At 62.4% G+C, this 23,296-nt stretch carries 17 protein-coding genes; 12 read left to right on the top strand and 5 right to left on the bottom strand.

The window, feature by feature from the left end; translation table 11 throughout:
- Window positions 1-90: 90 nt before the first annotated feature.
- From GEV37_RS03680 to GEV37_RS03665, 4 genes are read left to right on the top strand one after another with little or no spacing between them, the layout of a single operon-like run.
- On the top strand, window positions 91-1,293 hold the full coding sequence (locus tag GEV37_RS03680; RefSeq protein ID WP_227388823.1) for a restriction endonuclease subunit S: 1,203 nt from the start codon (window positions 91-93) through the stop codon (window positions 1,291-1,293).
- Window position 1,294: 1 nt separating this feature from the next.
- Complete coding sequence (locus GEV37_RS03675) at window positions 1,295-3,001, top strand: TIGR04141 family sporadically distributed protein (RefSeq protein WP_227388822.1); 1,707 nt, start codon at window positions 1,295-1,297, stop codon at window positions 2,999-3,001.
- On the top strand, window positions 2,998-6,312 hold the full coding sequence (locus GEV37_RS03670) for a type I restriction endonuclease subunit R (protein WP_227388821.1): 3,315 nt from the start codon (window positions 2,998-3,000) through the stop codon (window positions 6,310-6,312). Before GEV37_RS03675 ends, GEV37_RS03670 begins: the two co-directional genes overlap by 4 nt.
- Window positions 6,309-7,025, top strand: a complete 717-nt coding sequence (locus GEV37_RS03665; RefSeq protein ID WP_227388820.1) for a M48 family metallopeptidase — start codon at window positions 6,309-6,311, stop codon at window positions 7,023-7,025. Before GEV37_RS03670 ends, GEV37_RS03665 begins: the two co-directional genes overlap by 4 nt.
- Before the next feature lie 54 nt (window positions 7,026-7,079).
- On the opposite strand, the gene GEV37_RS03660 is transcribed toward GEV37_RS03665, so the two are convergent.
- On the bottom strand, window positions 7,080-8,477 hold the full coding sequence (locus GEV37_RS03660; protein WP_227388819.1) for a sigma-54 interaction domain-containing protein: 1,398 nt from the start codon (window positions 8,475-8,477) through the stop codon (window positions 7,080-7,082).
- A 198-nt stretch (window positions 8,478-8,675) separates the two neighbouring features.
- Here GEV37_RS03660 and speB point away from each other — a divergent pair, with 198 nt between their 5' ends.
- The 4 genes from speB to GEV37_RS03640 all read left to right on the top strand — a co-directional run bounded on the left by speB (window position 8,676) and on the right by GEV37_RS03640 (window position 14,221).
- On the top strand, window positions 8,676-9,626 hold the full coding sequence (gene speB / locus GEV37_RS03655; protein WP_227388818.1) for an agmatinase: 951 nt from the start codon (window positions 8,676-8,678) through the stop codon (window positions 9,624-9,626).
- 126 nt (window positions 9,627-9,752) lie between these two features.
- Entirely contained in the window at window positions 9,753-11,135 is a 1,383-nt protein-coding gene (locus GEV37_RS03650) for a YjiH family protein (RefSeq protein ID WP_227388817.1), read from the top strand.
- Between the two features lie 9 nt (window positions 11,136-11,144).
- Complete coding sequence (locus tag GEV37_RS03645) at window positions 11,145-12,779, top strand: 5-guanidino-2-oxopentanoate decarboxylase (RefSeq protein WP_227388816.1); 1,635 nt, start codon at window positions 11,145-11,147, stop codon at window positions 12,777-12,779.
- On the top strand, window positions 12,776-14,221 hold the full coding sequence (locus GEV37_RS03640; RefSeq protein WP_227388814.1) for an aldehyde dehydrogenase family protein: 1,446 nt from the start codon (window positions 12,776-12,778) through the stop codon (window positions 14,219-14,221). Before GEV37_RS03645 ends, GEV37_RS03640 begins: the two co-directional genes overlap by 4 nt.
- On the opposite strand, the gene GEV37_RS03635 is transcribed toward GEV37_RS03640, so the two are convergent.
- Window positions 14,218-15,153 (bottom strand): hydroxymethylglutaryl-CoA lyase, encoded by a 936-nt coding sequence (locus tag GEV37_RS03635; protein WP_227388812.1) that lies wholly within the window; start codon window positions 15,151-15,153, stop codon window positions 14,218-14,220. The two genes, GEV37_RS03640 and GEV37_RS03635, sit on opposite strands and share 4 nt — an antisense overlap.
- Window positions 15,154-15,163: 10 nt before the next feature.
- Window positions 15,164-16,366, bottom strand: a complete 1,203-nt coding sequence (locus GEV37_RS03630; protein WP_227388811.1) for a CaiB/BaiF CoA transferase family protein — start codon at window positions 16,364-16,366, stop codon at window positions 15,164-15,166.
- Window positions 16,367-16,557: 191 nt separating this feature from the next.
- Between GEV37_RS03630 and GEV37_RS03625 the strand changes: the two genes are divergently transcribed.
- The 4 genes from GEV37_RS03625 (at window position 16,558) to GEV37_RS03610 (ending at window position 20,488) form a co-directional block, all read left to right on the top strand.
- Complete coding sequence (locus GEV37_RS03625; RefSeq protein WP_227388810.1) at window positions 16,558-17,466, top strand: LysR family transcriptional regulator; 909 nt, start codon at window positions 16,558-16,560, stop codon at window positions 17,464-17,466.
- A gap of 122 nt (window positions 17,467-17,588) precedes the next feature.
- On the top strand, window positions 17,589-18,575 hold the full coding sequence (locus tag GEV37_RS03620) for a TRAP transporter substrate-binding protein (RefSeq protein ID WP_227388809.1): 987 nt from the start codon (window positions 17,589-17,591) through the stop codon (window positions 18,573-18,575).
- An 84-nt stretch (window positions 18,576-18,659) separates the two neighbouring features.
- Window positions 18,660-19,196 carry a TRAP transporter small permease gene (locus GEV37_RS03615; RefSeq protein ID WP_227388807.1) on the top strand — a complete coding sequence of 179 codons (537 nt, stop codon included), beginning with the start codon at window positions 18,660-18,662 and terminating at the stop codon, window positions 19,194-19,196.
- Window positions 19,193-20,488 (top strand): TRAP transporter large permease, encoded by a 1,296-nt coding sequence (locus GEV37_RS03610; protein WP_227388806.1) that lies wholly within the window; start codon window positions 19,193-19,195, stop codon window positions 20,486-20,488. The genes GEV37_RS03615 and GEV37_RS03610 overlap by 4 nt, the downstream gene beginning before the upstream one ends.
- Before the next feature lie 79 nt (window positions 20,489-20,567).
- Here the strand turns inward: GEV37_RS03610 and GEV37_RS03605 are convergent, their stop codons facing one another.
- Entirely contained in the window at window positions 20,568-21,989 is a 1,422-nt protein-coding gene (locus tag GEV37_RS03605) for an FAD-binding oxidoreductase (protein ID WP_227388805.1), read from the bottom strand.
- The gene (locus GEV37_RS03600) at window positions 21,982-23,289 is read right to left on the bottom strand and encodes an L-fuconate dehydratase (RefSeq protein ID WP_227388803.1); all 1,308 of its coding nucleotides are present in this window, start codon (window positions 23,287-23,289) and stop codon (window positions 21,982-21,984) included. The genes GEV37_RS03605 and GEV37_RS03600 overlap by 8 nt, the downstream gene beginning before the upstream one ends.
- Window positions 23,290-23,296: the final 7 nt, after the last annotated feature.

The following is a 23,296-nucleotide window of genomic DNA, read 5'->3' as shown; positions in this document are numbered from 1 at the left end:
AGTTATATAAAAATAATCCAAAAATAGTCGAGGGCGATCTGGTCGAATTCTGGGTTAAGAGGCTCAAGTATCCGAAGGAGATATATGCCAATGCGTGATACAGTATCACGAGGCTTTCAGCAGGTGCGGCTGGGTGAAATATCGCGAGTGACTGGTGGCAAGCGGCTCCCAAAGGGTCGCAATCTTCAAAAAGAGCGTAGCCTATTCCCTTATATTAGAGTCGCAGACTTTCCCGGTGGGCAAATCGATCTCGACAGCGTTAAGTTTATTTCGCCAGACCTCGGAAAAGCGTTGAGCCGATACCGCGTCTCTAGTGGCGATTTGATCATCTCTGTTGCAGGTACCCTTGGTGTTGTTGCCATGGTTCCAGACAAACTTGATGGCGCAAACTTAACTGAGAATGCGGATCGTATTTCCGCGATCAAACAGGCACTTCCGGAGTTTCTTCTTGAAGCCCTACGATCTGATAATGTTCAAGCCGCGTTGCTGGCGGAGGCCACACAAAACGCGCAACCGAAGTTGGCATTAGAACGTATTCGAAATTTAAAATTTGGTCTCCCCCCTCTCACCGAACAACATGAAATCGTCAAGATACTGCGAACTTGGGACGAAGCTCTCGAGAAGCTCACTGTGCTTCGAGATAAGAAGACACAGCGCTTGGGCAGCCTAAGGGCGGCTCTAATTTTTGGCAGCCTCCGTCTGAACGGCCAACGAAGCCAGTGGACGCCGACGCGCATTGCGGCCGTCACCCATGAGCTGACCGAACGAAATGGAGTCAAAGGGCTATGCCGCGACTATGTCATGGGGGTAACCAAAGTCCAGGGTGTCGTACCGATGCGTGAACAGACCATCGCCGGTGATATCAGTCGCTATAAGCGCCTGCCGCCTCGAGCTTTCGCCTACAACCCGATGCGTATCAATGTCGGCTCCATCGCGATGAATCAACGCGATGAAGAGGTACTGGTCAGCCCTGATTACGTCGTCTTCGCCTGCAACGCCGACGGGCTCGATCCAGGCTACCTCGACCATCTGCGTAAAACGTCGTGGTGGGCTCACTACATCAATAGCGGTGGCTCGGGCAGTGTTCGCCAACGCACCTACTACGCTGATCTGGCAGCGCTGAAGCTGCCACTGCCCGAGCTCGACGAGCAGAAGGCGATTACAGAGGTGCTGGACACCGCAAGAGGTGATCTGGAAGCGACCGAACGCGAGATCAAAGCTGTTACACGGCAGAAGCGCGGGTTGATGCAGAAGCTGCTAACTGGCGAATGGCGAGTCGAAATGGAGGAATAAGATGACTGTGCGCACCCTCAACATACGTCTTTTACGTGAAGGCCGAGACATAGAAAGGGCCTTCACTGACACCTTCGCCCCAAACGCGGGTCGCGCTCTTCAGCGAGGGCCATGGGAGCTGATTGAGGGAGCAACAGTATTTGTCGGACAAATATATTCGAACCCTCCTAAATGGCGCTCCTTCATCGAAGAAGGATCTAATGAAATACCTGACGAAATATTTACAGGTGGCGCAGGTGCTGTGATTTTCGTCCCTATCGGGGCAAGATTCGCTGCCATCTGCTTCGGACACATTCATATCGCCCTCAACGACGATGCGTTTGAGCGACAGTTTGGATTGAAGGTCACGCTGAACTCTGTTCCGGGGAGCAATATACGTTCACTGGATTTGGCAACACCAGATGCGGTTACATTCCAAAAAAGAGTTCAGGCTAGCCGTGATAGCGATGTCAATGCCTTCGGCGTTGATCGATTGCGTGATGTCGCGAGGGTCGCAGGTGGTACGCCTAAAGATCCAAGTTTTGCACGCTTTGTTGCAGGTAAGGATTCTTTATCTATCACTTGTGAGCTAGATATTAATGATGTCCAGAAAAAATGTAATGAGATCTTTAAGGTTTACGAAAAAACAGACTATAAAACTGATTTTAAATGGGTTGATAACCTGCGACCCGTGATCGAAAAGGATCTCATCGAACAGCTGGACGAAAAGTTATTTGTAGATCTGGGTGAGTTGCGAAAGGGTAATCCGGTGGATCTTCACATGTCGCCACCGGAAGTGGCCAACTATATCGAAGGGAGTGAGCTTCACTACAATGGCTTTGGAAGTCATGGAGCCACATTTCACAGCTTGGCAATAACTGACTATATAAGTGAGCTGAACCGATGCAAATTCACCGGCGACATTAAAGAGATAAAGGAAAAACACCGAATTTCCGCGAAGCCGTCTGACAAAGATCAGTTCTCGGAAAAATGGAAAGTTTACGATTGCTTTATTCACGAGGCGTCTTTGACCTCGAAAACGGACACGCTTTATTTTATCCTTTTTGCTGGCAACTGGTTTCAGGTCGAAGCATTATTCAAGGATAGTGTGAACAAATTTTTTGATGAGATCGACACAGTCAATATTATTGGAAAGACCGTTGCACATAATGAGCAAGAACTCATCGCGAATCTGGTTGCGACTAGGGCAGCAGATCTTCTCAAGCTCGATAGGGAAAAAATCAACCCCGCCGGTGTGCGAAATGCAAACCTCGAGCCAGCGGACTTTTTGTCAGATAAAAAACACTTCATTCACTTGAAAGACGGCCACTCTTCCGGCCCCATAAGCCACCTTTGGTCACAGGGTATTGTCAGTGCAGAGGCTTTCGTAGGCGATAAAGAGTTTAGGAAAAAACTGCGTTCAATTGTTAAGTCTGAGAAGAAAGGTTTTGAAGTCCATTTGCCAAAATCAACCGAACGTGTTGTTCGCGAAAAATACACTATTGTTTACGGAATTATGCGCCAACCCTACGCCGACGGGACTTTGGGATTGCCATTTTTCAGTAAGGTAAGTTTGCAAGTTTCAGTTGAACGCCTCCGAAAATTGGGATTCGACGTTGCGATAGAACTGATCGAAAAGCCGGCGTCTTCGGCAGGGGTAAGAAGAGGACGTACCTCTTCGGTTGCAACGTCCGAAGAAGCAGGCGGCAAAGCTCTGGCAAAATCATGATGAACAAAGTTTTTAACGCCGCTGAAAAACACCAGTCCCAGATTCCCGCGCTACAGCTGCTGGTGGCGCTGGGCTTCACTCCGCTGTCGCAGGCGGAGGCGCTGCGCCTGCGCGGTGGGCGGCTCAAAAACGTGGTGCTGGACGATATCCTGATCGAGCAGTCGATGCGCCTCAACCGCTTCACCCATCGGGGGCGAGAGTACCCTTTCGATCTGCAGGATGCCCATGAGGCGCTGCGCCGGCTCAAGCCCACGCCGGACCGGCTGAAGGGGCTGCGCGGCACCAATCAGGAGATCTACGACACCCTGGTGCTCGGCACCACGATCACCAAATCCATCGATGGCGACTCCAGGAGCCACTCGTTTCGCTACATCGACTGGGAGACGCCCGAAAACAACGTTTTCCACGTCACCGCCGAATTCGCGGTGGAGCGGACGGCGTCTCGCCAGACCCGGCGCTGCGATATCGTCGCGTTCGTCAACGGCATTCCGTTCGTGGTGATCGAGAACAAGCGACCCACCGAAGACCTGAAGAAAGCCGATAGTCAGTTGATCGGCTATCAGCGCGAAGACGGTATTCCCCAGCTCTTCCACTTTGCGCAGTTGCTGATGACCATGAATCGGGTGGAGGCGCGTTATGCCACCGTCGGTGCCAAGGCGAAGTTCTGGCACGGTTGGCGGGAAGAGGATGATGCGGAGGAGGCCCTCTCCGTCATGGCGCGCGCGCTCCCCGCCACGGCAGCACCGGCCCCGGAGCAGATGGCCGAACTCGCCAGCGAGGACGAAGCCGAGCGACTGCTGGCGGCGGCCAACCAGCCGCTGAGCATCGCGGAAGCGCAGGCAATCTATGCCGGCCGCCTGGCGGATGCCCGCGACCATTTCCTGGCGCTACGGGAGGAAGGTGAGCGCGCCGTGACCGCGCAGGATCGAACGCTCTACGCGCTGTGTCGGCCGTCGCGGCTGCTCGATCTGGTCCGTCGCTTCACCGTGTTCGATGGCGGTGTGCGCAAGATTGCGCGTCATCAGCAGTTCTTTGGCATCCGGCGGGCGATCGAGACCATCAGCCAGCACGATACCCGCGGCGCGCGCAAGGGCGGCGTGATCTGGCACACACAGGGCTCGGGCAAGTCGCTGACCATGGTGATGCTGGGGCGTGCCCTGGCGCTGGAAAGCGGCATCGAGAACCCGCGCATCATCATCGTCACCGACCGCGACGATCTCGACCGGCAGATCAAGGGGACGTTCAAGTCCTGCGATCTGGAGCCGGTACGGGCGACGACCGGTGCGCATCTGCTCGAACTCGTGCGCGACAAGACGCCACTGATCACCACGATCATCAACAAGTTCGATACCGCGCTGAAGCACAACCAGCCGCCGGATGAGGATCCCAACGTCTTCGTACTGGTCGACGAAAGCCACCGTACACAGACCGGCCGCTACGGCGGGCATAGCCAGTTTGCCGCCAAGATGCGCCGGCTGCTGCCCCGCGCCTGCTATCTCGGCTTCACCGGTACGCCGCTACTGAAGAAAGAGAAGAACACGCTCCAGACCTTTAGCCGACTGATCCATCGCTATGGCATCGACGAAGCGGTGGCCGACGAATCCGTGGTGCCGCTGCTCTACGAGGGCAGGCTGGTCGAGCAGCAGGTCTCAGGGCAGGTGATCGACCGTTGGTTCGACAAGATCAGCGTTGGTTTGAGCGAGGATCAGCGCCGCGATCTCAAGCGCAAGTTCTCGCGCAAGGATGCACTGGCCAAGACAGAGCAAGCAATCCGCGCCAGGGCGTTCGACATCTCCGAACACTATCGCCAGCACTGGCAGGGGACCGGCTTCAAGGCACAGCTCGTCGCGCCCTCCAAGGCCGCCGCTGTCCGCTTCAAGACTGTGCTCGACGAGATCGGTCATGTCTCGAGCGCCATCGTCATCTCGCCACCGGACGACAACGAGGGGCACGAAGAGATCGACCAGGACGCCCGAGATCTCGTGCGTGATTTCTGGGCAAAGATGATGGCGCAGTACAAAACCGAGGAGGCCTACAATCGCGAGATCGTCGAGGCGTTCAAAGGCTCGGGCGACCCGGAAATCCTGATCGTGGTCTCCAAGCTGCTCACCGGCTTCGATGCACCGCGTAATACCGTGCTCTATGTCTGCAAGTCGCTCAAGGAGCACAATCTCCTGCAGGCCATCGCTCGCGTGAACCGACTCTTCGGGGAGGGGGATACGGAGAAGCAGTTCGGCTTCGTCATCGACTACGAAGGCCTGCTCGGCGAGCTCGACAGCGCGCTGACCAACTACAACGCCTTCGAGGGCTACGAAGCGGCGGATCTCGCCGGGACGGTGCACGATGTCCGCGAGGAGATCCGCAAGCTGCCTCAGCGTCACGATCAGCTCTGGGATCTGTTCAAGCCGGTGCGCAACAAGCGTGACATGGAGCAGTTCGAGCGCCATCTCGCCGACGAAGCGTGCCGCCAGGACTTCTATGCGCGCCTGAGCGCCTACAGCCGTTGCCTGCACATCGCGCTGTCGTCGGACAAGCTGCTCGACGTCTTCGACCAGAATAAAGTGGACGCCCTAAAGCGCGACTGGCAGCAGTTCTCGGAACTCAAGCGCTCGGTCCAGATCCGTTATCAGGAAACGGTCGATATCCGCGAGTTCGAGCCCAAAATCCAGAAGCTGCTCGACGACCATGTCGTGGCGATGCCCGCCGAGACGATCATCGATGTGGTCAACATCAACGACCCCGATGCGCTGAAGGCGGTGGTCGAGGAGACCGGGGTCTCGGAAGCCTCTAAGGCTGATCGCATCTCCAGTGCCACGCGGCGGGCGATCACCGAGAACATGGATGAGGACCCGACCTTTTACAAACGTTTCTCGGAGCTGCTCGAAGAGACGATTCGCGCCTATCGCGAGCAGCGGCTCTCCGAACGTGAGTACCTGCAGAGCGTGGTAAAGCTGGCAAGCCAGATAGCGCGCAAGGAGCGCGGCCATCACGTGCCGGAGCGCCTCAAAGGCGACGAGGATGGGCAGGCGTTCTTCGGTATCCTCGACGGCCAACTCCAGACCCGGGACGAGGCGACGGTGGCGGGCGACGAAGCGGCCATCATCTCTTTGGACATCATCGAGATCATCAAGTCACATCTGATCGTCGACCTGTGGTCGAACGAGATGGCGCAGAACGATCTACGCAACGCCATCGACGATTACTTCTTCGACGTCATCCGCGATCAGAAAGGCGTCGATCTGCCGGTCGAAGTGCTAGACGACCTGGAGCAGAAGATCATGAACCTCGCCCGCGCCAGGTTCACCACATGACTCGGGAACGGCACTGCCTGCGCTATGGCGCTCAGGAGATTCATTACGAGGTCAAACGCCGCCCCAGAAAGACGCTCGAAATCGCCGTCGAGCCGGACGCCTCGGTGATGATCGCAGCCCCCATGGAAACGCCGTTGGCGGCCATCGAAGCCAGGCTGCGCAAGCGCGCCGCCTGGGTGGTGCGGCAGCAGCGCTATTTCTCTCAGTTCCTGCCGCGGACACCCGAGCGGCAGTATCTCTCCGGTGAGACGCACCTCTACCTCGGACGGCAGTATCGCCTCAAAGTGATCCCGCATACGCACAAGCGTGTGACGCTGATCCGAGGCTTCATCGTCGTGCAGACCCCTCGCCCCCACAGCCCCGAGACGACACACGAACTGGTCGAGGCCTGGTATCGGGAGCGAGCTCATATCAAGTTCCCTGAGCGGCTCGAACACTGCCTGGCCCGCTTCGCGGTGCCGCAGTCATTTCGCCCGATCGGAATCATCGTGCGTCGAATTCAGCAGCGTTGGGGGTCCATGTCTCCCGCTGGCCGCCTGCTGCTCAATCGCCGCCTGGTTCAAGCACCGGTGGACGCCATCGACTATGTCATCACCCATGAACTCTGCCACCGCGCCGTGCCCCATCACGGCACGGCATTCTTCGAGCTATTGGAGCAGGTGATGCCGGACTGGGAGCGGCGCAAGCAGCGGCTGGAACGGGCCATGGCATGAGAGGGCAGTAGCCTGACCTTTTTATAATTATGCATGCCTCTTGCGTCACACGACCTAGCCGTGGGGAGCGCTCAGGCCGTGCTTGCGAAGTTTGCGCACCACGCTCGATTGGCTGATGCCCAGCCGTTTAGCGATGGCGTAAGTGCTGGGGTGCTGCTGGCACAGCTCGCGCAGCAGCCGCTGTTCGACGCGGGCTAGGTAAGCGGGCAGCGTTTCTTCGCGCGCGATTGATTCGTACGCTTCAAGCGTCGGCTCCGGGCGGGCAGTGGTGGGGGTGGCCTCGACGCTTTCGATTTGATCCGAGGCGCTCGAAAGCCAGGCGCGCTCCAGCCAGTTTTCGAGCTCGCGCACGTTGCCGGGCCAGTCGCTGCCCATCAGCGTCGACCAGACGTGGTTGTCGAGAAACTTCTGCCGTCCGTAGTGGGCGTTGAGCCGGGCAAGGCAGGCCTCTGCAAGCGCGGGGATGTCCTCGCGGCGCTCGCGAAGCGCAGGCAGCGTCACAGGGATTACGTTGAGGCGGTAGTAGAGATCCAGACGGAAAAGGCCTTCCTGCACGCGCGCCGCCAGGTCCTGGTTGGTGGCCACCACCAGTCGGAAATCGACCCGGCGCGGGCGAGTGTCGCCCAGGCGCGTCAGCTTGCCGTCCTGGATCACCTTCAGCAGTTTGGTCTGCATCAGAAGCGGAAGCTCGCCGATCTCGTCGAGAAACAGCGTGCCCCCTTCGGCCTGCTCCAGAAGCCCCGCCTTGCCCTGGCGGGCGGCGCCGCTGAAGGCGCCGGGCTGGTAGCCGAACATCTCGGACTCGAACAGATTCTCCGGAATGGCGCCGCAGTTGACCTCGACGAAGGGGCCGGCAGCGCGCTCGCTCCAGCGGTGAAGCTGGCGCGCAAACGCCGTCTTGCCCACGCCGGACTCCCCCAGCATCAGCACGCTGGCACCGGAAGGCGCGACGCGCTTCAGGAGGCTTGCGACTTCGCGCATCGCGTGGCTTCTCACCTGAAGATCTTCCAGGGCGCTGTCGAGCGCCGGGTCGTCGACCACGCTCTGGCCGCGCTTGACGTGCTCGTTGAAGCGCTTTTGCAGCAGCGCGTACTCATCCTGCAGAAGCTGCAGGTCGGTCATGTCCCGCGAGCGGCTGACGATACGCTCGAGCCTGCCGTTCACGAACACCGGGTGAGCCTCGGCGATCACCCGCCGCCCGGTGCCGGTGACCTGCATGAGCTGCGCCGGGCGATGGGTGCGCATGACCTCCAGACTGATGGAGGGCTTGAGCACGCCGTCTCGCTCAAGCGTACTGACGTTGCTGCCCAGAAGTGCCTCGCGCGCAAGCCCGTACACCGCTTCAACGCCGGGGCTGATATCCAGTATCTGGCCACCGCCACTAACGATGAAGAAGTGGTCATTGGCCGTCTCCACGATGGTCTTGAGCACGCTGCGATCGATCTCATCCACGCCGTTTTCCTCGAACCAATAATGACTCGTTGATGCATTAGTGACTCAATGCTACGCGATTTCGAGTCGATTTTGCATTAATCAGACGCTATGTAAGCCGATTTTCCGGGCGTAAAGCGCTTGGCACACTAAATGCAGTATCAGGGCAATCTTCGAGATCGAGCTGATGGCTCAAGCACAACCACAAGGAGAAACGCAGTGAGTGATTTCAACCAGCCGCTTGGCGGCAACAGCGTGCCGCGCTTTGGTGGGCCGGCGACCATGATGCGCTTGCCAGCGCAGGAGAGTGCCGAAGGACTCGACGTTGCCTTTATCGGTATCCCCATGGATATCGGCACCTCCAACCGGCCCGGCACGCGTATGGGCCCGCGTCAGATTCGCGACGAGTCGCGCATGCTTCGCCCCTACAACATGGCGACTCGCGCCGCGCCTTTCGAGCACCTGCAGGTGGCGGATATCGGCGATGTGCCGATCAATACCTTCCACCTGCCCAAGAGCGTGGACATCATCACCGCGTTTTTCGATGAGGTGCTGCGCCACGACTGCATCCCGCTGACGCTGGGCGGCGATCACACCATGACGCTGCCGATTCTGCGCGCCATGGCGAAAAAGCACGGCCCGGTGGGGTTGATCCATATCGACGCCCACGCCGACGTCAACGAGCACATGTTCGGCGAGGAGATCGCCCACGGCACCACCTTCCGCCGCGCTCAGGAAGAGGGGCTTCTGGCGAAAGACAAGGTGGTGCAGATCGGCCTGCGTGGCACCGGTTACGCCGCCGAGGACTTCGACTGGTGCCGCGACCAGGGTTTTCGCGTCGTTCAGGCAGAAGCCTGCTGGTACCGGTCGCTGGCGCCGCTGATGGAAGAGGTACGCGCGCAGATGGGCGACACGCCTGTGTACATCAGCTTCGACATCGATGGCCTCGACCCGTCGGTAGCGCCGGGCACCGGTACCGTCGAAATGGGCGGGCTGACCTCCCAGCAGGGGCTCGAAATCGTGCGGGGCACTGCGGGCCTCAACATCGTCGGGGGCGATCTCGTCGAGGTCTCGCCGCCTTATGACACCAGCGGCAACACCGCGCTGATGGGCGCCACACTGCTGTATGAAATGCTCTGCGTGTTGCCAGGAGTGAAGAAAGGCGAGTGATCGCTCGGGGCGCCGTCGTGGCGCCCGCATGAAAGAGATTTGGATACTACAAAAAAAGGAAGGTCGAGCCTTCCCTGCAAACGCCGCCAGCCCACCTTGAACAATCATATCCAACAGGTGACCATCATGTATGACTCTCAAACGTTACGCGCTGGGCGCGATGCGGACGGCCCCATCCCGCGTCGCCATCTGCTCAAGTTCCTGATTCCGTCGATCATCGGCGTGCTGCTGTTTCTGATACCGTTTCAAACCGGTGAGTCGGTCAATATCGGCATGGGGATGATGGCCAACGGCCTGCAGGCGCTACTCGGCGAGGCGCTGCCGCTGATCGCCATGGTGGTGCTGTGCGTGTCGGTCATCGTCACGCTCTACGTAAAAGCCGCGAACCCGGCCTGGGCCAAAGGCGGCCATTTTGGCGACATGTTTCAGGTCGGCTGGCTGTGGGTGGTGCTGCGCATTCTGGGCGCCATCTTCGTGGTGATGACCTACTTTCAGGTGGGGCCTGCCTTCGTCACCGCCTCGTTCACTGGTGGGGTGATGCTCAACGACCTTGCGCCTGTATTGCTGACGTTCTTCTTCTTCGCCGCCATTCTGCTGCCGTTTCTGGTGGAGTTCGGCTTCATGGAGTTCATCGGAAGCCTGGTGCGCAAGCCGTTTCGCCTCATCTTCAATCTGCCGGGGCGTAGCGCCATCGACGCCACCGCTTCCTGGATGGGCTCGGGCACCGTCGGCGTGCTGATCACCTCCCAGCAGTACGAGCAAGGCTTCTACAGCGGCCGAGAAGCCTCGGTGATCGCCACCAATTTCTCCGTGGCATCCATCGCCTTCAGCCTGCTGGTGATCAACTTCGTCGACTTGAATCATCTGTTCGTGCCGTTCTATTTCACCGTGGTGGTTTCCGGGCTGATCGCTGCGATCATCGTGTCGCGCATTCCGCCGCTGTCGCTCAAGGCCGATGATTACCATGAGTCGGTGGGCTGTCAGATCTGTGAAGAAAATACCGAGAAAGTGGGGCTTTTCCGCTACAGCCTGTTGCAGGCCACCCGCCGCGCTGCCGACGCGCCGGGGCCGGGCCAACTCACCAAACTGGCGCTGATCAACGTCATCGATATCTTTCTGACACTCTTACCGCTGGTGTTCGCCATCGGCACCGTGGCGCTGATTCTGGCCGAGTTCACGCCGCTCTTTACCTGGCTCTCCTACCCGATGGTGCCGGTGCTCGAACTATTACGTCTGCCCGAAGCTCAGGCCGCCGCGCCAGCGACGCTGGTGGGCTTTGCCGACATGTTCCTGCCGGCGGTGCTGGCGACCAATATCGACAGCGAGCTCACCCGCTTCGTGATCGCGTGTCTTTCGATGACGCAGCTCGTCTACATGTCGGAAATCGGCGCGCTGCTGCTGAAGTCGAAAATCCCCATCGCGCTGTGGGAGCTGGCGGCGGTGTTTCTTTTGCGCACCGCGATTACGCTGCCGATCATCGCCCTGATCGCGCATACCATCGTCTTTTAAGGAGCTTAGATGAAAGAGCACGACACGATGACCTGCGCGGAGCTGTTGATTCGCCTTTTACGCGATACCTACGGCGTGAATACCCTCTTCGGCATCCCCGGCGTTCACACGGTTGAGCTTTACCGGAGCCTCGAAGGCAGCGAGGTTCTCCACGTCACGCCGCGCCACGAGCAGGGCGCGGGCTTTATGGCCGATGGCTACGCTCGCGCGAGCGGCAAGCCAGGGGTCTGCCTGATCATCACCGGCCCCGGCATGACCAATATCGCCACCGCCATGGGGCAGGCGCTCGCCGACTCGATTCCGATGCTGGTGATCTCGAGCGTCAACCGCCGCGATACGCTGGGGCTGGGCCAGGGCCGGCTGCACGAACTGCCCAGCCAGCGGCAGTTGGTCAGTGGGGTAGCGCGCTTCAGCCACACGCTGCTCGACGCCGACACGCTGCCCGAGGTACTGGCCCGCGCCTTTGCGGTGTTTAGAGGCGCGCGGCCGGGGCCGGTGCATATCGAGATCCCGATCGATCTGTTCAACGCCCCGGCCACGCCGCCCCGGTGCTGGCAGGCGCCAAAACTTTACCGCGCCGCGCCGGACCCGGAAGGCCTTCGTGAAGCGGCCCAGCTTTTGAAAGCGGCGAAGCGCCCGCTGGTGCTGTTGGGCGGCGGCTGCGAAGACGCCTCTCAAGCCGCTCGTACGCTGATAGAGCGCCTCGACGCGCCAACGGTGACCACCATCAACGCCAAGGGGCTTCTGGGGCGAGGGCACCCGCTGGATCTTGGCGCCAACGCCGCGCTCCCTGCGGTAAGGCGGCTGGCCTCGAATGCCGACGTGATTCTCGCCGTGGGCACCGAGCTCGGCGAAACCGATGTTGACGTAGTGTTCGACGATGGCTTCGAGCTGACCGGCACGCTGATTCGCGTGGATATCGACCCCGAGCAGCTGGTGCGCAATCAAACGACCACGCTGGGCCTGGTGGGCGACGCCGGGCGTACGCTGGCGCTGCTCGCCGAGTATTTCCCCGAGCCGTTATCGCGCGGCGGCGCCGAGCGGGTCAGCAAGGCGCTAGCGGAACTCGATCTGGCAAACGATCCGGCGCTTGCCCCCTTCGTGCCGCTTTACGAAACCCTTGCCGAGCAGCTGCCCGAGGCGGTGCTAGTAGGCGACTCCACCGCGCCGGTCTACGCCGGTAATCACTTGGTCAGCCAGCCCGCGCCCCGGCGCTACTTCAACGCCTCGACCGGCTACGGGACGCTGGGTTACGGGTTGCCCGCCGCGCTCGGCGCAAAGCTCGCTCAACCGCCGCTTCCCGTGGTCGCGCTGGTGGGCGACGGTGGGGTGATGTTTACGCTCTCGGAACTCGCCACCGCCGTCGAAGAGCGGATTCCCGTGGTCATCCTGCTGTGGCACAACGCAGGGTACGAGGAGATCCGCCGTTACATGGATGACAACGGCGTCGCGCGACTCGGCGTGGATCTTCAGGCGCCGAATTTCATGACCCTGGCCGACGGCTTTGGCTGCCCGACCATTCATATCGAAAGCCCGGTTGAATTGGCGGCGGCGCTTGCCGAGCGCGATATTAGCCGCCCGCTTCTCATCGAAATCGACGCTAGCGCCTGGCAGCGCAGCGTTACACGAAAGGATGCCCCATGAAAATCCTCGATCAGCAGTTCATCGACAACCAGTGGGTGGCCTCCAGCGCGACTCGTACGCTCGATGTGATGGATCCCTATCGCGAGGAAGTAATTGCTCGGGCCACGGTAGGGGATTCGGCCGACGTCGACGCCGCCGTGGCGGCGGCTCGCGCCGCGCAGCCTGAGTGGCAGGCGCTGGGCGGCCAGGCGCGGTCGGAGTACCTCGAAGGCTTCGCGGACGCGCTGACGGCGCGCCGCGAGGCGCTGATCGAACTCAGTGCCACCAATAACGGCAAACCGCTGGCAGAGGCCGGCATCGATCTCGACGACGCAATCGCCTGCTACCGCTACTACGCCGGGCAGGCCCGCGCGCTGGGCGAGCGCCAGGGCGAGCGGGTCGAGGTCGGGATGGAAGGCGTCGAGGCGCGGGCCTACTTCGATCCTGCCGGCGTGGTCGGGCTGATCACACCCTGGAACTTTCCGCTGGTGACCAGCGCCTGGAAGCTGGCACCTGCGCTGGCCGCCGGCTGTACCGTGGTGCTCAAACCTTCCGAGATAGTACCGCTGCCAGAGCAAACGCTTGCAGAGATCGCGCTCGACATCAATCTGCCCGCCGGCGTGCTGAACCTCTTGAACGGCGACGGCGAGGGCATCGGCGCGCCGCTGGCAAGCCATGCAGACGTGGATAAAGTGTCGTTCACCGGCAGCAACCGGGTGGGTGAGGCGGTGATGAAGGCCGCCGCCGCCCGCACCGCCGGGGTATCGCTGGAGCTCGGCGGCAAGTCGCCGATCATCGTGATGGAGGACGCCGATCCTTCTCAGGCCGCCGACTGGGTCATGGCGGGCATTTACTTTAACGCCGGCCAGATCTGCTCGGCGACCTCGCGCCTTATCGTGCACGAAGCCGTGGCCGAGGCGCTCTTTGAGGCGCTCGCCACGCGAATGGACGCGCTCACTCTGGGCGACCCGCTGGTCGAGGGCACCGACTTAGGCCCGCTGACCAGCGCCAAACAGCGCGAGGCGGTCAACGCCTACCTGAAGATCGCCGAGCAGGAAGGGCTCGTGGCGGTGCGCGATCACACCCGCTACACCTTGCCCGAGCAGGGCTACTTCGCCGCCCCTACGCTCTACCGCGACGTGCCGGTAGAAAGCCGTTTGTGGCGCGAGGAAATCTTCGGCCCGGTGCTCTGCGCGCGCAGCGTCCGCAATGAGGCCGAGGCGATCGCGCTTGCCAACGACAGCGACTTTGGCCTCGCCGCCACGGTGGTGAGCGGCGACGTTGATCGCGCCAGGCGCATCGGCCGTCAACTCAAGGCCGGCAGCATCTGGTACAACTCCGAGCAGCTGGTACTACCGGAAACCGCCTGGGGCGGCTTCAAGCGAAGCGGCATCGGCCGCGAGCTGGGGCCCTGGGGGCTGAGTGCTTATCTGGAAGTGAAGCATGTGGTGGGGCCGGCCTAACGCGCCGGCACCGGATAACGCCGGTCCCACTTCCCCGCCTTGACCACCTGCCCGGGCACCTCATGCCCGACGAGCTCGGGTAGCGTGGCGGCCACTTCCAGCAGGGCGTCCAGATCCACGCCGGTATTCACCCCCATCGCTTCGAACATGTGCACCAGATCCTCGGTGCAGACGTTGCCCGTCGCCCCCGGGGCGAAGGGGCAGCCGCCGAGGCCCCCGAGGGCGGCATCGAAGCGGGTGATGCCCGCCTGCCAGGCGGCCAGGGCGTTGGCCAGGCCCATGCCACGGGTGTTGTGCACGTGCAGGGTGAAGGCGGTAGAGGGCCAGCGGGTGATGACCGCCTCGCACAGCGCCTTGACTTGGGCGGGGTTGGCCATGCCGGTGGTGTCGCACAGCGTCACCCCATCGATACCCAGTGCCACCAACTGCTCGATCAGTTCCAGTACGCGCGCCTGGGGTACCACGCCTTCGAAGGGGCAGCCAAAAGTAGTGGAGAGCGAGGCGTTGATGAACACGCCGCTTTCGCGCGCCATGCTTACGATCTCGGAAAAGCGTTCGATCGACTGTTGCGGCGTCATGCGCAGGTTGGCCAGGCCGTGGCTCGCGCTTGCCGACATCACCAGGTTGAGCTCGTCCACCCGGCAGGCGAGCGCGCGCTCGGTGCCCTTGAGGTTGGGCACCAGCACGGTGATTTCCACGCCGTCGCGGCGCTCTATGCCGTTCACCACGTCAGTAGCATCCGCCAGGTGGGGGATCGCCTTGGGCGAGGTGAAAGAGGTGGCTTCGATACGCGCAAGGCCGGTGGTCGAGAGCGCGTCGATCCAGCGGATCTTCTCCGCCGTGGGGATGAAGCGCTGCTCGATCTGCAGGCCGTCGCGGGGGCCGACTTCGTTGATCTCGATGGTGGCAGGGCAGGGGGCTTGGGGGATCATGGCGTGCTCCTCAAATGATGCCGGCGGCGCGCAGCTTGGCGCGGGTGTCCTGGTCGATGCCGAGTTCGTCGAGCACGTCCTCGGTGTGCTGGCCAAGCCGGGGGCCGCCGTTGCCCAGCCTCCCGGGAGTGGCGCTGAGCTTGGGCAGAACGCCCGGCACCTTGAGCGGCTCGCCGCTTTCGCGCGTGAAGGTCTGGATCATCTCGCGGGCGATGTAGTGCGGGTCACTTGCGATGTCCTTGGCGGTGTACGGGTAGCCTGCCGGTACCCGGGCGTCGTCCAGCGTCTTCAGGATGGCGTCGCGCGGGCGCGTCCTGGTCCAGGCTTCGATCGCGTCGTCGATCATCCGAGCCTGTCGGCTGCGCCCGTCGTTGTGGGCGAGTGCCGGGTCTTCGGCGAGATCCGGGCGGCCGATCACGCCCATCAGGCGCTTGAAAATGCTGTCGCCGTTGCCGGCGATCAGCACGTACTCATCGCCCTCGCAGCGGTAGGCGTTTGACGGCGTTATGCCGGGCAGGGCGCTGCCGCCGGGTTCGCGGATCTGGCCCGTGGCGTCGAATTCCGGCAAGAGGCTCTCCATCATGGCGAAGACCGATTCATGCAGCGCCACGTCGATCTCCTGGCCCAGGCCGCTCTTGTGGCGCTCTTGAAGCGCGAGCAGCGTGCCGATCACCGCGTAGAGCGCCGAGAGCGAATCGCCGATGCTCACCCCCACGCGCACCGAAGGCTCGCCGGGGTGCCCTGTCAGGTAGCGAAGCCCGCCCATCGCCTCGCCGATGACGCCGAAGCCGGGCTTGTCGCGGTAGGGGCCGGTCTGGCCGTAGCCTGAGACGTGCACCATGATCAGGCCCGGGTTGAGCGTTGAGAGCGTCTTCCAGCCGAGGTTCCAGCCGTCCAGCGTGCCGGGGCGGAAGTTCTCGACCACCACGTCGGCTTCGCTTGCCAACTGGCGCACCAGCGCCTGGCCCTCTGGGCTTCGCAGGTCGAGCGCCACGGAGCGCTTGTTGCGCGACTGCACGTGCCACCAGAGCGAGGTGCCCTCTTCGAGTATTCGCCACTTACGCAGCGGGTCGCCGGTGCCCGGTGGCTCGATCTTGATCACATCGGCGCCGAACTCGCCAAGCAGCTTGGTGGCGAAGGGGCCGGCGATGAGCTGGCCGAGCTCGAGCACCTTGAGGCCCTCCAGGGGTAGCGTGCGAGACGCATCGCTCATGACATCGCTCCTTGAAGAAATGACTGGCCGAGACGGCCGGCATGGCGGGCAGCATGCCCCCGCAAGGGGGCGGGAGACAATTAGGCAAAGGGCAAACCAGGTTTCGCCGGCGGCGAAGCATCGTCTTTTGTCACCGCCTTTGTCATAGTAGTGGCTCTCGGCTTTACGCCGTTCGTCATTCAGGGAATTCCATGCGCCGTTTCGACCTCGTCAGCCTCAAGCTTTTCATCTCCGTGGCGGACGAAGGGCGGCTGACCGCCGCCGCCCGGCGCGAGCACCTGGCGCTGGCGGCGGTCAGCAAGCGGATCAGCGATCTGGAAACGCTGGTCGGCACCACGCTGCTTTACCGGCGCCCGCGGGGCGTCGAGCTGACCCCGGCAGGCCAGGCCTTCTTGCACCACGCCCGGCGGATCATGGACGATATCGAACGCATGCAGGCGGAGCTCAGCGAGTATGGCGACGGCGTGCGTGGTCACGTGCGCCTTCACTCCAACACCTCGGCGATCATCGCCTTTCTGCCTCAGGATCTGAGCGCCTTCGCCCGCGCCTTTCCCCAGATCAAGCTCGACTTGCAGGAGCGGGTCAGCAGTGAGGTGATCGCGGCGCTGCGCGACGGGCTCACCGACGTGGGCATCTTTGCGCGCCACGTGGCGGCGCCCGATCTCGAGGTCATGGCGTATCGCCGTGACCGGCTGGTACTGGTCGTGCCCCGCGAGCATCCGCTGGCCGAACGCGAGAACCTGGCGTTTCTCGAAACCACGCGCCATGACTTCATCGGCCTGCAGCAGGACGCGTCGCTGCAGACGCTGCTGCACGAGCAGGCCAGCCGTGCCGGACAGACGCTGCGCATGCGCATCCAGGTGCGCAGCTTCGACGCCATCTGCCGCATGATCCATCATGGTATGGGGATTGGCATCCTGCCGGAAAGTACGCTCGACGGCCGCGATCTCGACGCGCTCCAGCTGATACGCATTCCGCTGAGCGACCCTTGGGCGCGCCGCGAGCTGGTGGTGGGCATGCGCCGCTACGCGACCCTGCCGGTCACGGCGCGACACTTGGTCGATCACCTGACCGGCGCCGACCGTCTCGATTTGAACTGAGTTCGTGAACCGCGAAGGCGTGCTTCATGAACGTCGATTTGAGCGCGTGCGCGGCTTGTTTCAAGATCGGGCGCGACACACGCCATTCTTCGCCATAACGATAAATTGAGAGAACCCATCTCATGCAAAAGACACTGCTGGCCACCCTGACGACTCTCGGCATGCTGGCGGCGGCGCCCTTCGCGCTCGCCCAACCGATCGAGATCCAAGTCAACAACACCATGAGCGAGGGCGGCTCGGAAAGTGCCGCCATCGAACGCTTCGCCGAGTACCTTGAAGAGCAGGCCCCCGGACGCTTCAACGTGCGCCCGTTCCTGGCCGGCTCGCTGGGCGGCGAGGATTCGGTGCTTGAGCTGCTCAACCTGGGGCAGACGCAGCTGGCGCTGACCGGCGGCAACTGGCGCCAGCAGTACGCGCCGGACTACGATGCCATGACCGTCCCCTTTCTCTTCACCACCTGGGAGGAGGTGGACCACTACCTCGAAAGCCCGTCGGGGCAGACCCTGATCGAGCGGGCCGGCAGCCGTGGCGGGCTGACTTTTCTGGGCCTTCAGCATCGCGGGCCGCGCCACATGACGGCGAACAAGGAAATCCACTCCCCGGCGGATCTGCAGGGTTTTCGCCTGCGCATGCCGTCGCTGCCCATCTGGCTCGAGGTATGGCAGGAAATCGGCGCGCAGGTGGTCAACGTTCCGGCGCCGGAGATCTATCTTGCGATGCAGACTCGCCAGGTGGATGGCCACGAGAACTCGCTCTCCTCGCCCTACACACGCAGGCTCTGGGAGGTGCAGGACTATCTCATCATGACCAGCCACGTCCAGTTCCCCTGGAGCTGGGTCGCCAGCACCCGCTGGTGGGAGGGTCTCGATGAAGAGGACCAGGTGCTGATCGGCGAGGCCGTGGACGTGGCGCGCGCTTACGGCAACGAGCAGGAGCTCGAGCTCGACGTCTTCTATCGCGATGCGCTCGAGGAGGAGGGCATGATGGTGATCGAGCCCGATATCGCTGCTTTCCGCGAAGCGGCGCAGCCGGCCATCGACCGCGTGTTGTCGAACATGGCGGACGGTGTGCGTGACGACGCCCTCGCTGCCGGTCGGGTCGACGACTGAGCATCAGCCTTTCCTGACGGCGGGGCGGCGTGGCCGCCCCGTGTCGTCGCCGCTTTGCGTACGTACCATTCAAGGAGTCGTTTCGTGGACGAAGCCAAGTCGCCCGCTCGAGGCGCAGACCGCTTTGCCTTTCATGCCCTGCGCACCGTCACCCGCTGCTGCGACGCCATCGGCGTGGCGCTTCTGGTCGGCGTGCTGGGACTCATCGTCAGTGCCGTCGTGACCCGCGACCTGCTGGGCTGGGGAATGCCCTGGTCCGAGGAAGTGGTGTCGCTGCTGGCGGTGTACGCCGTCGCCTTCGGCGCCATTTCCGCCTGGGTGCGCAGCGACCACCTGGTCGTGGATCTATTCAGCCACCGCCTGGGGGCGCTCGGGCGCCAGTGCCAGTACCGGCTCACGGCGGCCATCTCGGCGCTGTTCTTCGCGCTTGCGGGGTGGGGCGCCTGGACCATGTCCTACATGAGTGCCCATAACAATACGGTGTCGCTGGGCATCAGTTTCTCCTTTCTCTACTACGCCATCCTGTTCAGCTTCGCCGCCATGGCACTGATCGCGCTGTGGCAGACCCTGCGCGGACCGGTGGCCTGGCTGGCGCCTGCTTCCGAGGGGGTGGCGTCATGATGGAACTGGCAATATTCGTGGGTGGCCTGCTGGCGCTGATGATGATCGGCCTGCCGGTGGTCGTGGCCATCGGCGTGACGTCGTTCACGGCGCTGGCCGTCACCGGGGCGGGCGGGCTTCCGGTCGAGCTTCTGTCGCTGCGCATGATCCAGACGCTCAACAACTTCACCCTGCTGGCGATTCCGCTGTTCATCCTGGCGGCCAACATCATGAACCAGGGCTCGACGACCACGCGCATCTTCGACTTCGCCACCGCTCTGGTGGGCTTCACCCGGGGCGGGCTCGGTCACGCCAACGTGGTGGCAAGTTCGATATTTGCCACCATGTCGGGCACGGCAGTGGCGGATGCCGCCGGGCTTGGCAGCATCGAGATCAAGGCGATGAAGGAGCGCGGTTACGCGCTCGATTACAGCACCGGGATCACCGCCGCTTCGAGCGTTGTCGGCCCGATTTTGCCGCCGAGCATCGCGCTGGTGGTGTACGGGTGGCTGGCCAACGTCAGCATCGGCGGGCTGTTCATGGCCGGGATCGTCCCCGGCATCCTGATGGCGCTGCTGCTCATGGGCATGACGGCCTACCTCGGCGCGACCGGCAAGGTGCAGATGCCCGAGCCCACGCCCTTCGATAGCCGTGAAGTGCTGCGTACCGGCAAGCGGGCGGTGCTGCCGCTGGTGATGCCGGCGATCATCGTCGGCGGGATCTGGGGCGGTTTCTTCACGCCCACCGAAGCCGGCGCCATCGCCTCGCTCTACGCCATCGTTCTCGGCGGGCTGATCTATCGCGACCTGAGTCTGAAGAGCCTTTTTGATGCCTTTCGCCGCACGCTGATGTTCAGCGCGGTGATCCTTTTGATCATCGCGGTGTCGAGCTTCTACGGCTGGATCCTGGTGCGCATGGGCATTCCCCAGGCGCTGGCCGGACAGGTGGCGACCGTCGAGATGCCGACTATCCTGCTGCTGGTCTGCTTCGCGCTGTTCTTTTTGTTGATCGGCTGCTTCATGTCGGTGATCGAGAGCATCCTGATCTTCACCCCGATCGTGGTGCCCGCCGCGCTCACCGCCGGGCTCGACCCGGTGCACTTCGGCATCGTGATGGTGATCACGCTCTCGATCGGCGTCATCACGCCGCCCTTCGGCACGGTGCTGTTCATGATGGTCGGCATCACCAAGCTTCGCTACGGGCAGGTGGTCAAGGCGGTGCTGCCGTTTCTGATACCGGTGCTGCTCGCCATCCTGCTGCTGATCGCCATTCCGGGGCTTGCGACCTGGCTTCCGGATCTGATGGGGTATTAAGATAGGGTATTGAAATAGGGGATTAAAATAGGGGATTGAACGATCGCCCCGAGGGGAAACCCACGGGGCGCTTATTTTTCTAGCGCGGTGGCAGGATACGCCCGGGATTCATCAAGCCTTTGGGGTCGAAGAGTGTCTTGATACCTTCCAGCAGTTCGCGCTCGGTAGGCGCGAGCCGCTCGAGGTAGGCTTCTCGTTTGGTGCGTCCGATACCGTGCTCGGCGCTGATACTGCCGTCGAAGCCGTCGAGCACCTCGAATAGTCGCGTTTCGAGGGCATGCAGGTAGGCCTTCTTCTTCTCGTTTGCCATGGTGGGCGGTGGAAGAAGGTTGAAGTGCAGGTTGCCGTCGCCCACGTGACCGTACGCGATGATCTCGCACTCGGCGTCGAGGGCCTTGATCGCATCGCTTGCCTCGCTCACGAAGGCGGGAATTTTCGAAATCGGCACGGACAGATCGGTGCGCAGATGTTCGCCGCGTCGGCGCTGCCCTTCCAGCATGCTTTCACGGAACTGCCAGAGCTGAGCCGCCTGGGCGTCGCTTGCCGCCAGCGCACCGTCCAGCACCAGCTCGCGCTCCAGGCCCGCCTCCAGAAGCTGCTCCAGCAGGGCGCTGAGATCGATCGGCCCGGTCGCGGCGACTTCCATCAGCACGTACCAGGGGTAGGGCTGATCCATAGGGTCAATAAGCGATGGTGTGGCCTCCATGGCGAGCTCGATGCAGCGCCTTGGAATCAGTTCGAAGGCGGTCAGCAGGTCGCAGCAGTCGCGCCGAGCGAGGCTGTAAAGATCGACCACCGCCTGCACCGAGGGCATGCCCAGAAGCGCCGAGCGGCTTTGGGTCGGTCGGGGCGAGAGTTTCAATACCGCGCCGGTCACGATGCCCAGGGTGCCTTCGCTGCCCATGAAAAGCTGCTGCAGGGCGTAGCCGCGGTTGTCCTTGTGGAGTGCGGTCAGGTTCTGCCAGAGCCGGCCGTCGGGCAGCACTACCTCGAGCCCCAGCACCAGCTCACGCATCATGCCGTGGCGCAGCACGTTCAACCCGCCGGCGTTGGTGGCGATGTTACCACCGATCTGGCAGCTTCCCTGGGCGCCCAGGGAAAGCGGGAAATCGCAGTCGTGCTCCCAGGCGGCGCGCTTGACGTTTTCGAGAATGCAGCCGGCATCCACGGTCATGGTGAAGTTGATCGGGTCGATGTCGCGCACGCGGTCGAGCCGCTCCAGGCTGATCACCAGCTCCTGACCGTCCCGAGCAGGCAGAGCACCGGCAACCAGACCGCTATGGCCGCCTTGGGGCGTCATGGCGATACCCCGAACATTACAGCGTCGCACGACTTCGGCGACGTCTTCGACGCTTGCGGGTCGAGCCACGGCCAGCGGCGCGCCCAGCGACTCTCCGGCCCAGTCGCTCACGTAGCGTGCCATGGCATCGCTGTCGCGAAGAAGGCCAGGCTTGCCGAGCAGCGCTTCGAGCTCGTCCAGAAACGTGTCTGTATCACTCATGGCCACTCTCCTGCCAGGCCGGGCCGTCGGGAAAGCGGTGCTGCGCCCGGACGTCGGGGTGCATGGTGATGCTGTAGCCGGGCGCCTCGGGCACCTGGTAGCGGCCGCGGCGGACCACGACCGGGTCGATGAAGTGCTCGTGTAGGTGATCGACGTACTCCAGCACCCGCCCCTCTAGGTCGGCGGAGACGGCGATGTAATCGAACAGGGCGATGTGCTGGGTGTATTCGCAGAGCCCGACGCCGCCGCCGTGGGGGCAGACCGGCACGCCGAACTTGGCCGCCATCAGCACCACCAGAACGACCTCGTTGAGTCCGCCTAGGCGGGCGGCATCGAGCTGGCAGTAATCGAGCGCTTCGGCTTGGAAGAACTGCTTGAACATCACCTTGTTGTGGCAGTGCTCGCCGGTCGCCACGCCAATCGGGGCGACGCGATGGCGGATTTCCGCGTGGCCAAGGATATCGTCGGGGCTGGTGGGCTCCTCGATCCAGAGCGGGTCGAACTCGGCCAGCCGGCGCATCTTGTGCACCGTCTCATCGACCTCCCACACCTGGTTGGCGTCCATCATCAGCACGTTGTCCCAGCCGATCTCCTCGCGCAGCAGCGCCGCGCGGCGAGCGTCCTCGTCGATGTCGCCGCCGATCTTCTGCTTGAAGTGGGTCCAACCGTCGGCCAGCGCGTCGCGTGCAAGGCCGCGCACCTTGTCGTCACTGTAGCCGAGCCAGCCCGCCGAGGTGGTGTAGCCCGGATAGCCGTCGCGGCGCATGTGTGCCTCGCGCTCGGCCTTGCCGGGTGCCTGGCGGCGCAACAGGCAAATCGCCTCTTCCGGCGTCAACGCGTCGGTGACGAAGCGAAAATCCAGGCAGCGCACCAACTGCTCCGGGCTCATGTCCACCAGCAGCTTCCACACCGGCTTGCCTTCGCGCTTCGCCCACATGTCCCACAGCGCGTTGACGATGGCGGCGGTCGCCAGATGGATTGCGCCCTTGTCCGGGCCGATCCAGCGCAGTTGGCTGTCGCCGGTGAACTCGCGCCAGAACGCGCCCATGTTATCGGTGATCGAGTCGAGCGTGCGTCCCTGAATTAGCGGTGTCAGGGAGTGCAGGGCCGTGATCACGATTTCATTGCCGCGACCGATCGTGAACGTCAGCCCATGGCCTTCGAGCGCCCCGTCATCGGTGTGCAGAACGACGTAGGCGGCGGAGTAGTCCGGTGCGGCGTTCATGGCATCGGAGCCGTCGAGCGAGCGCGAGGTGGGAAAGCGGATGTCCTGAACGTCGACGTGAGTGATCGTTGTCATTGTTGTC

The organism is Vreelandella malpeensis, from assembly GCF_020622355.1.
GTDB lineage: Bacteria > Pseudomonadota > Gammaproteobacteria > Pseudomonadales > Halomonadaceae > Vreelandella > Vreelandella malpeensis.
This window is presented reverse-complemented; position numbering and strand designations above follow the sequence as displayed.

Excerpts from the sequence above, each read along its gene's own strand:
- GEV37_RS03630 (WP_227388811.1), bottom strand. The coding sequence starts at position 16,366 with ATGAGCGATGCGTCTCGCACGCTACCCCTGGAGGGCCTCAAGGTGCTC.
- GEV37_RS03625 (WP_227388810.1), top strand. The coding sequence starts at position 16,558 with ATGCGCCGTTTCGACCTCGTCAGCCTCAAGCTTTTCATCTCCGTGGCG.
- GEV37_RS03680 (WP_227388823.1), top strand. The coding sequence starts at position 91 with ATGCGTGATACAGTATCACGAGGCTTTCAGCAGGTGCGGCTGGGTGAA.
- GEV37_RS03605 (WP_227388805.1), bottom strand. The coding sequence starts at position 21,989 with ATGAGTGATACAGACACGTTTCTGGACGAGCTCGAAGCGCTGCTCGGC.
- GEV37_RS03670 (WP_227388821.1), top strand. The coding sequence starts at position 2,998 with ATGATGAACAAAGTTTTTAACGCCGCTGAAAAACACCAGTCCCAGATT.
- GEV37_RS03640 (WP_227388814.1), top strand. The coding sequence starts at position 12,776 with ATGAAAATCCTCGATCAGCAGTTCATCGACAACCAGTGGGTGGCCTCC.
- GEV37_RS03650 (WP_227388817.1), top strand. The coding sequence starts at position 9,753 with ATGTATGACTCTCAAACGTTACGCGCTGGGCGCGATGCGGACGGCCCC.
- GEV37_RS03645 (WP_227388816.1), top strand. The coding sequence starts at position 11,145 with ATGAAAGAGCACGACACGATGACCTGCGCGGAGCTGTTGATTCGCCTT.
- GEV37_RS03600 (WP_227388803.1), bottom strand. The coding sequence starts at position 23,289 with ATGACAACGATCACTCACGTCGACGTTCAGGACATCCGCTTTCCCACC.
- GEV37_RS03610 (WP_227388806.1), top strand. The coding sequence starts at position 19,193 with ATGATGGAACTGGCAATATTCGTGGGTGGCCTGCTGGCGCTGATGATG.
- GEV37_RS03620 (WP_227388809.1), top strand. The coding sequence starts at position 17,589 with ATGCAAAAGACACTGCTGGCCACCCTGACGACTCTCGGCATGCTGGCG.
- GEV37_RS03665 (WP_227388820.1), top strand. The coding sequence starts at position 6,309 with ATGACTCGGGAACGGCACTGCCTGCGCTATGGCGCTCAGGAGATTCAT.
- GEV37_RS03635 (WP_227388812.1), bottom strand. The coding sequence starts at position 15,153 with ATGATCCCCCAAGCCCCCTGCCCTGCCACCATCGAGATCAACGAAGTC.
- GEV37_RS03675 (WP_227388822.1), top strand. The coding sequence starts at position 1,295 with ATGACTGTGCGCACCCTCAACATACGTCTTTTACGTGAAGGCCGAGAC.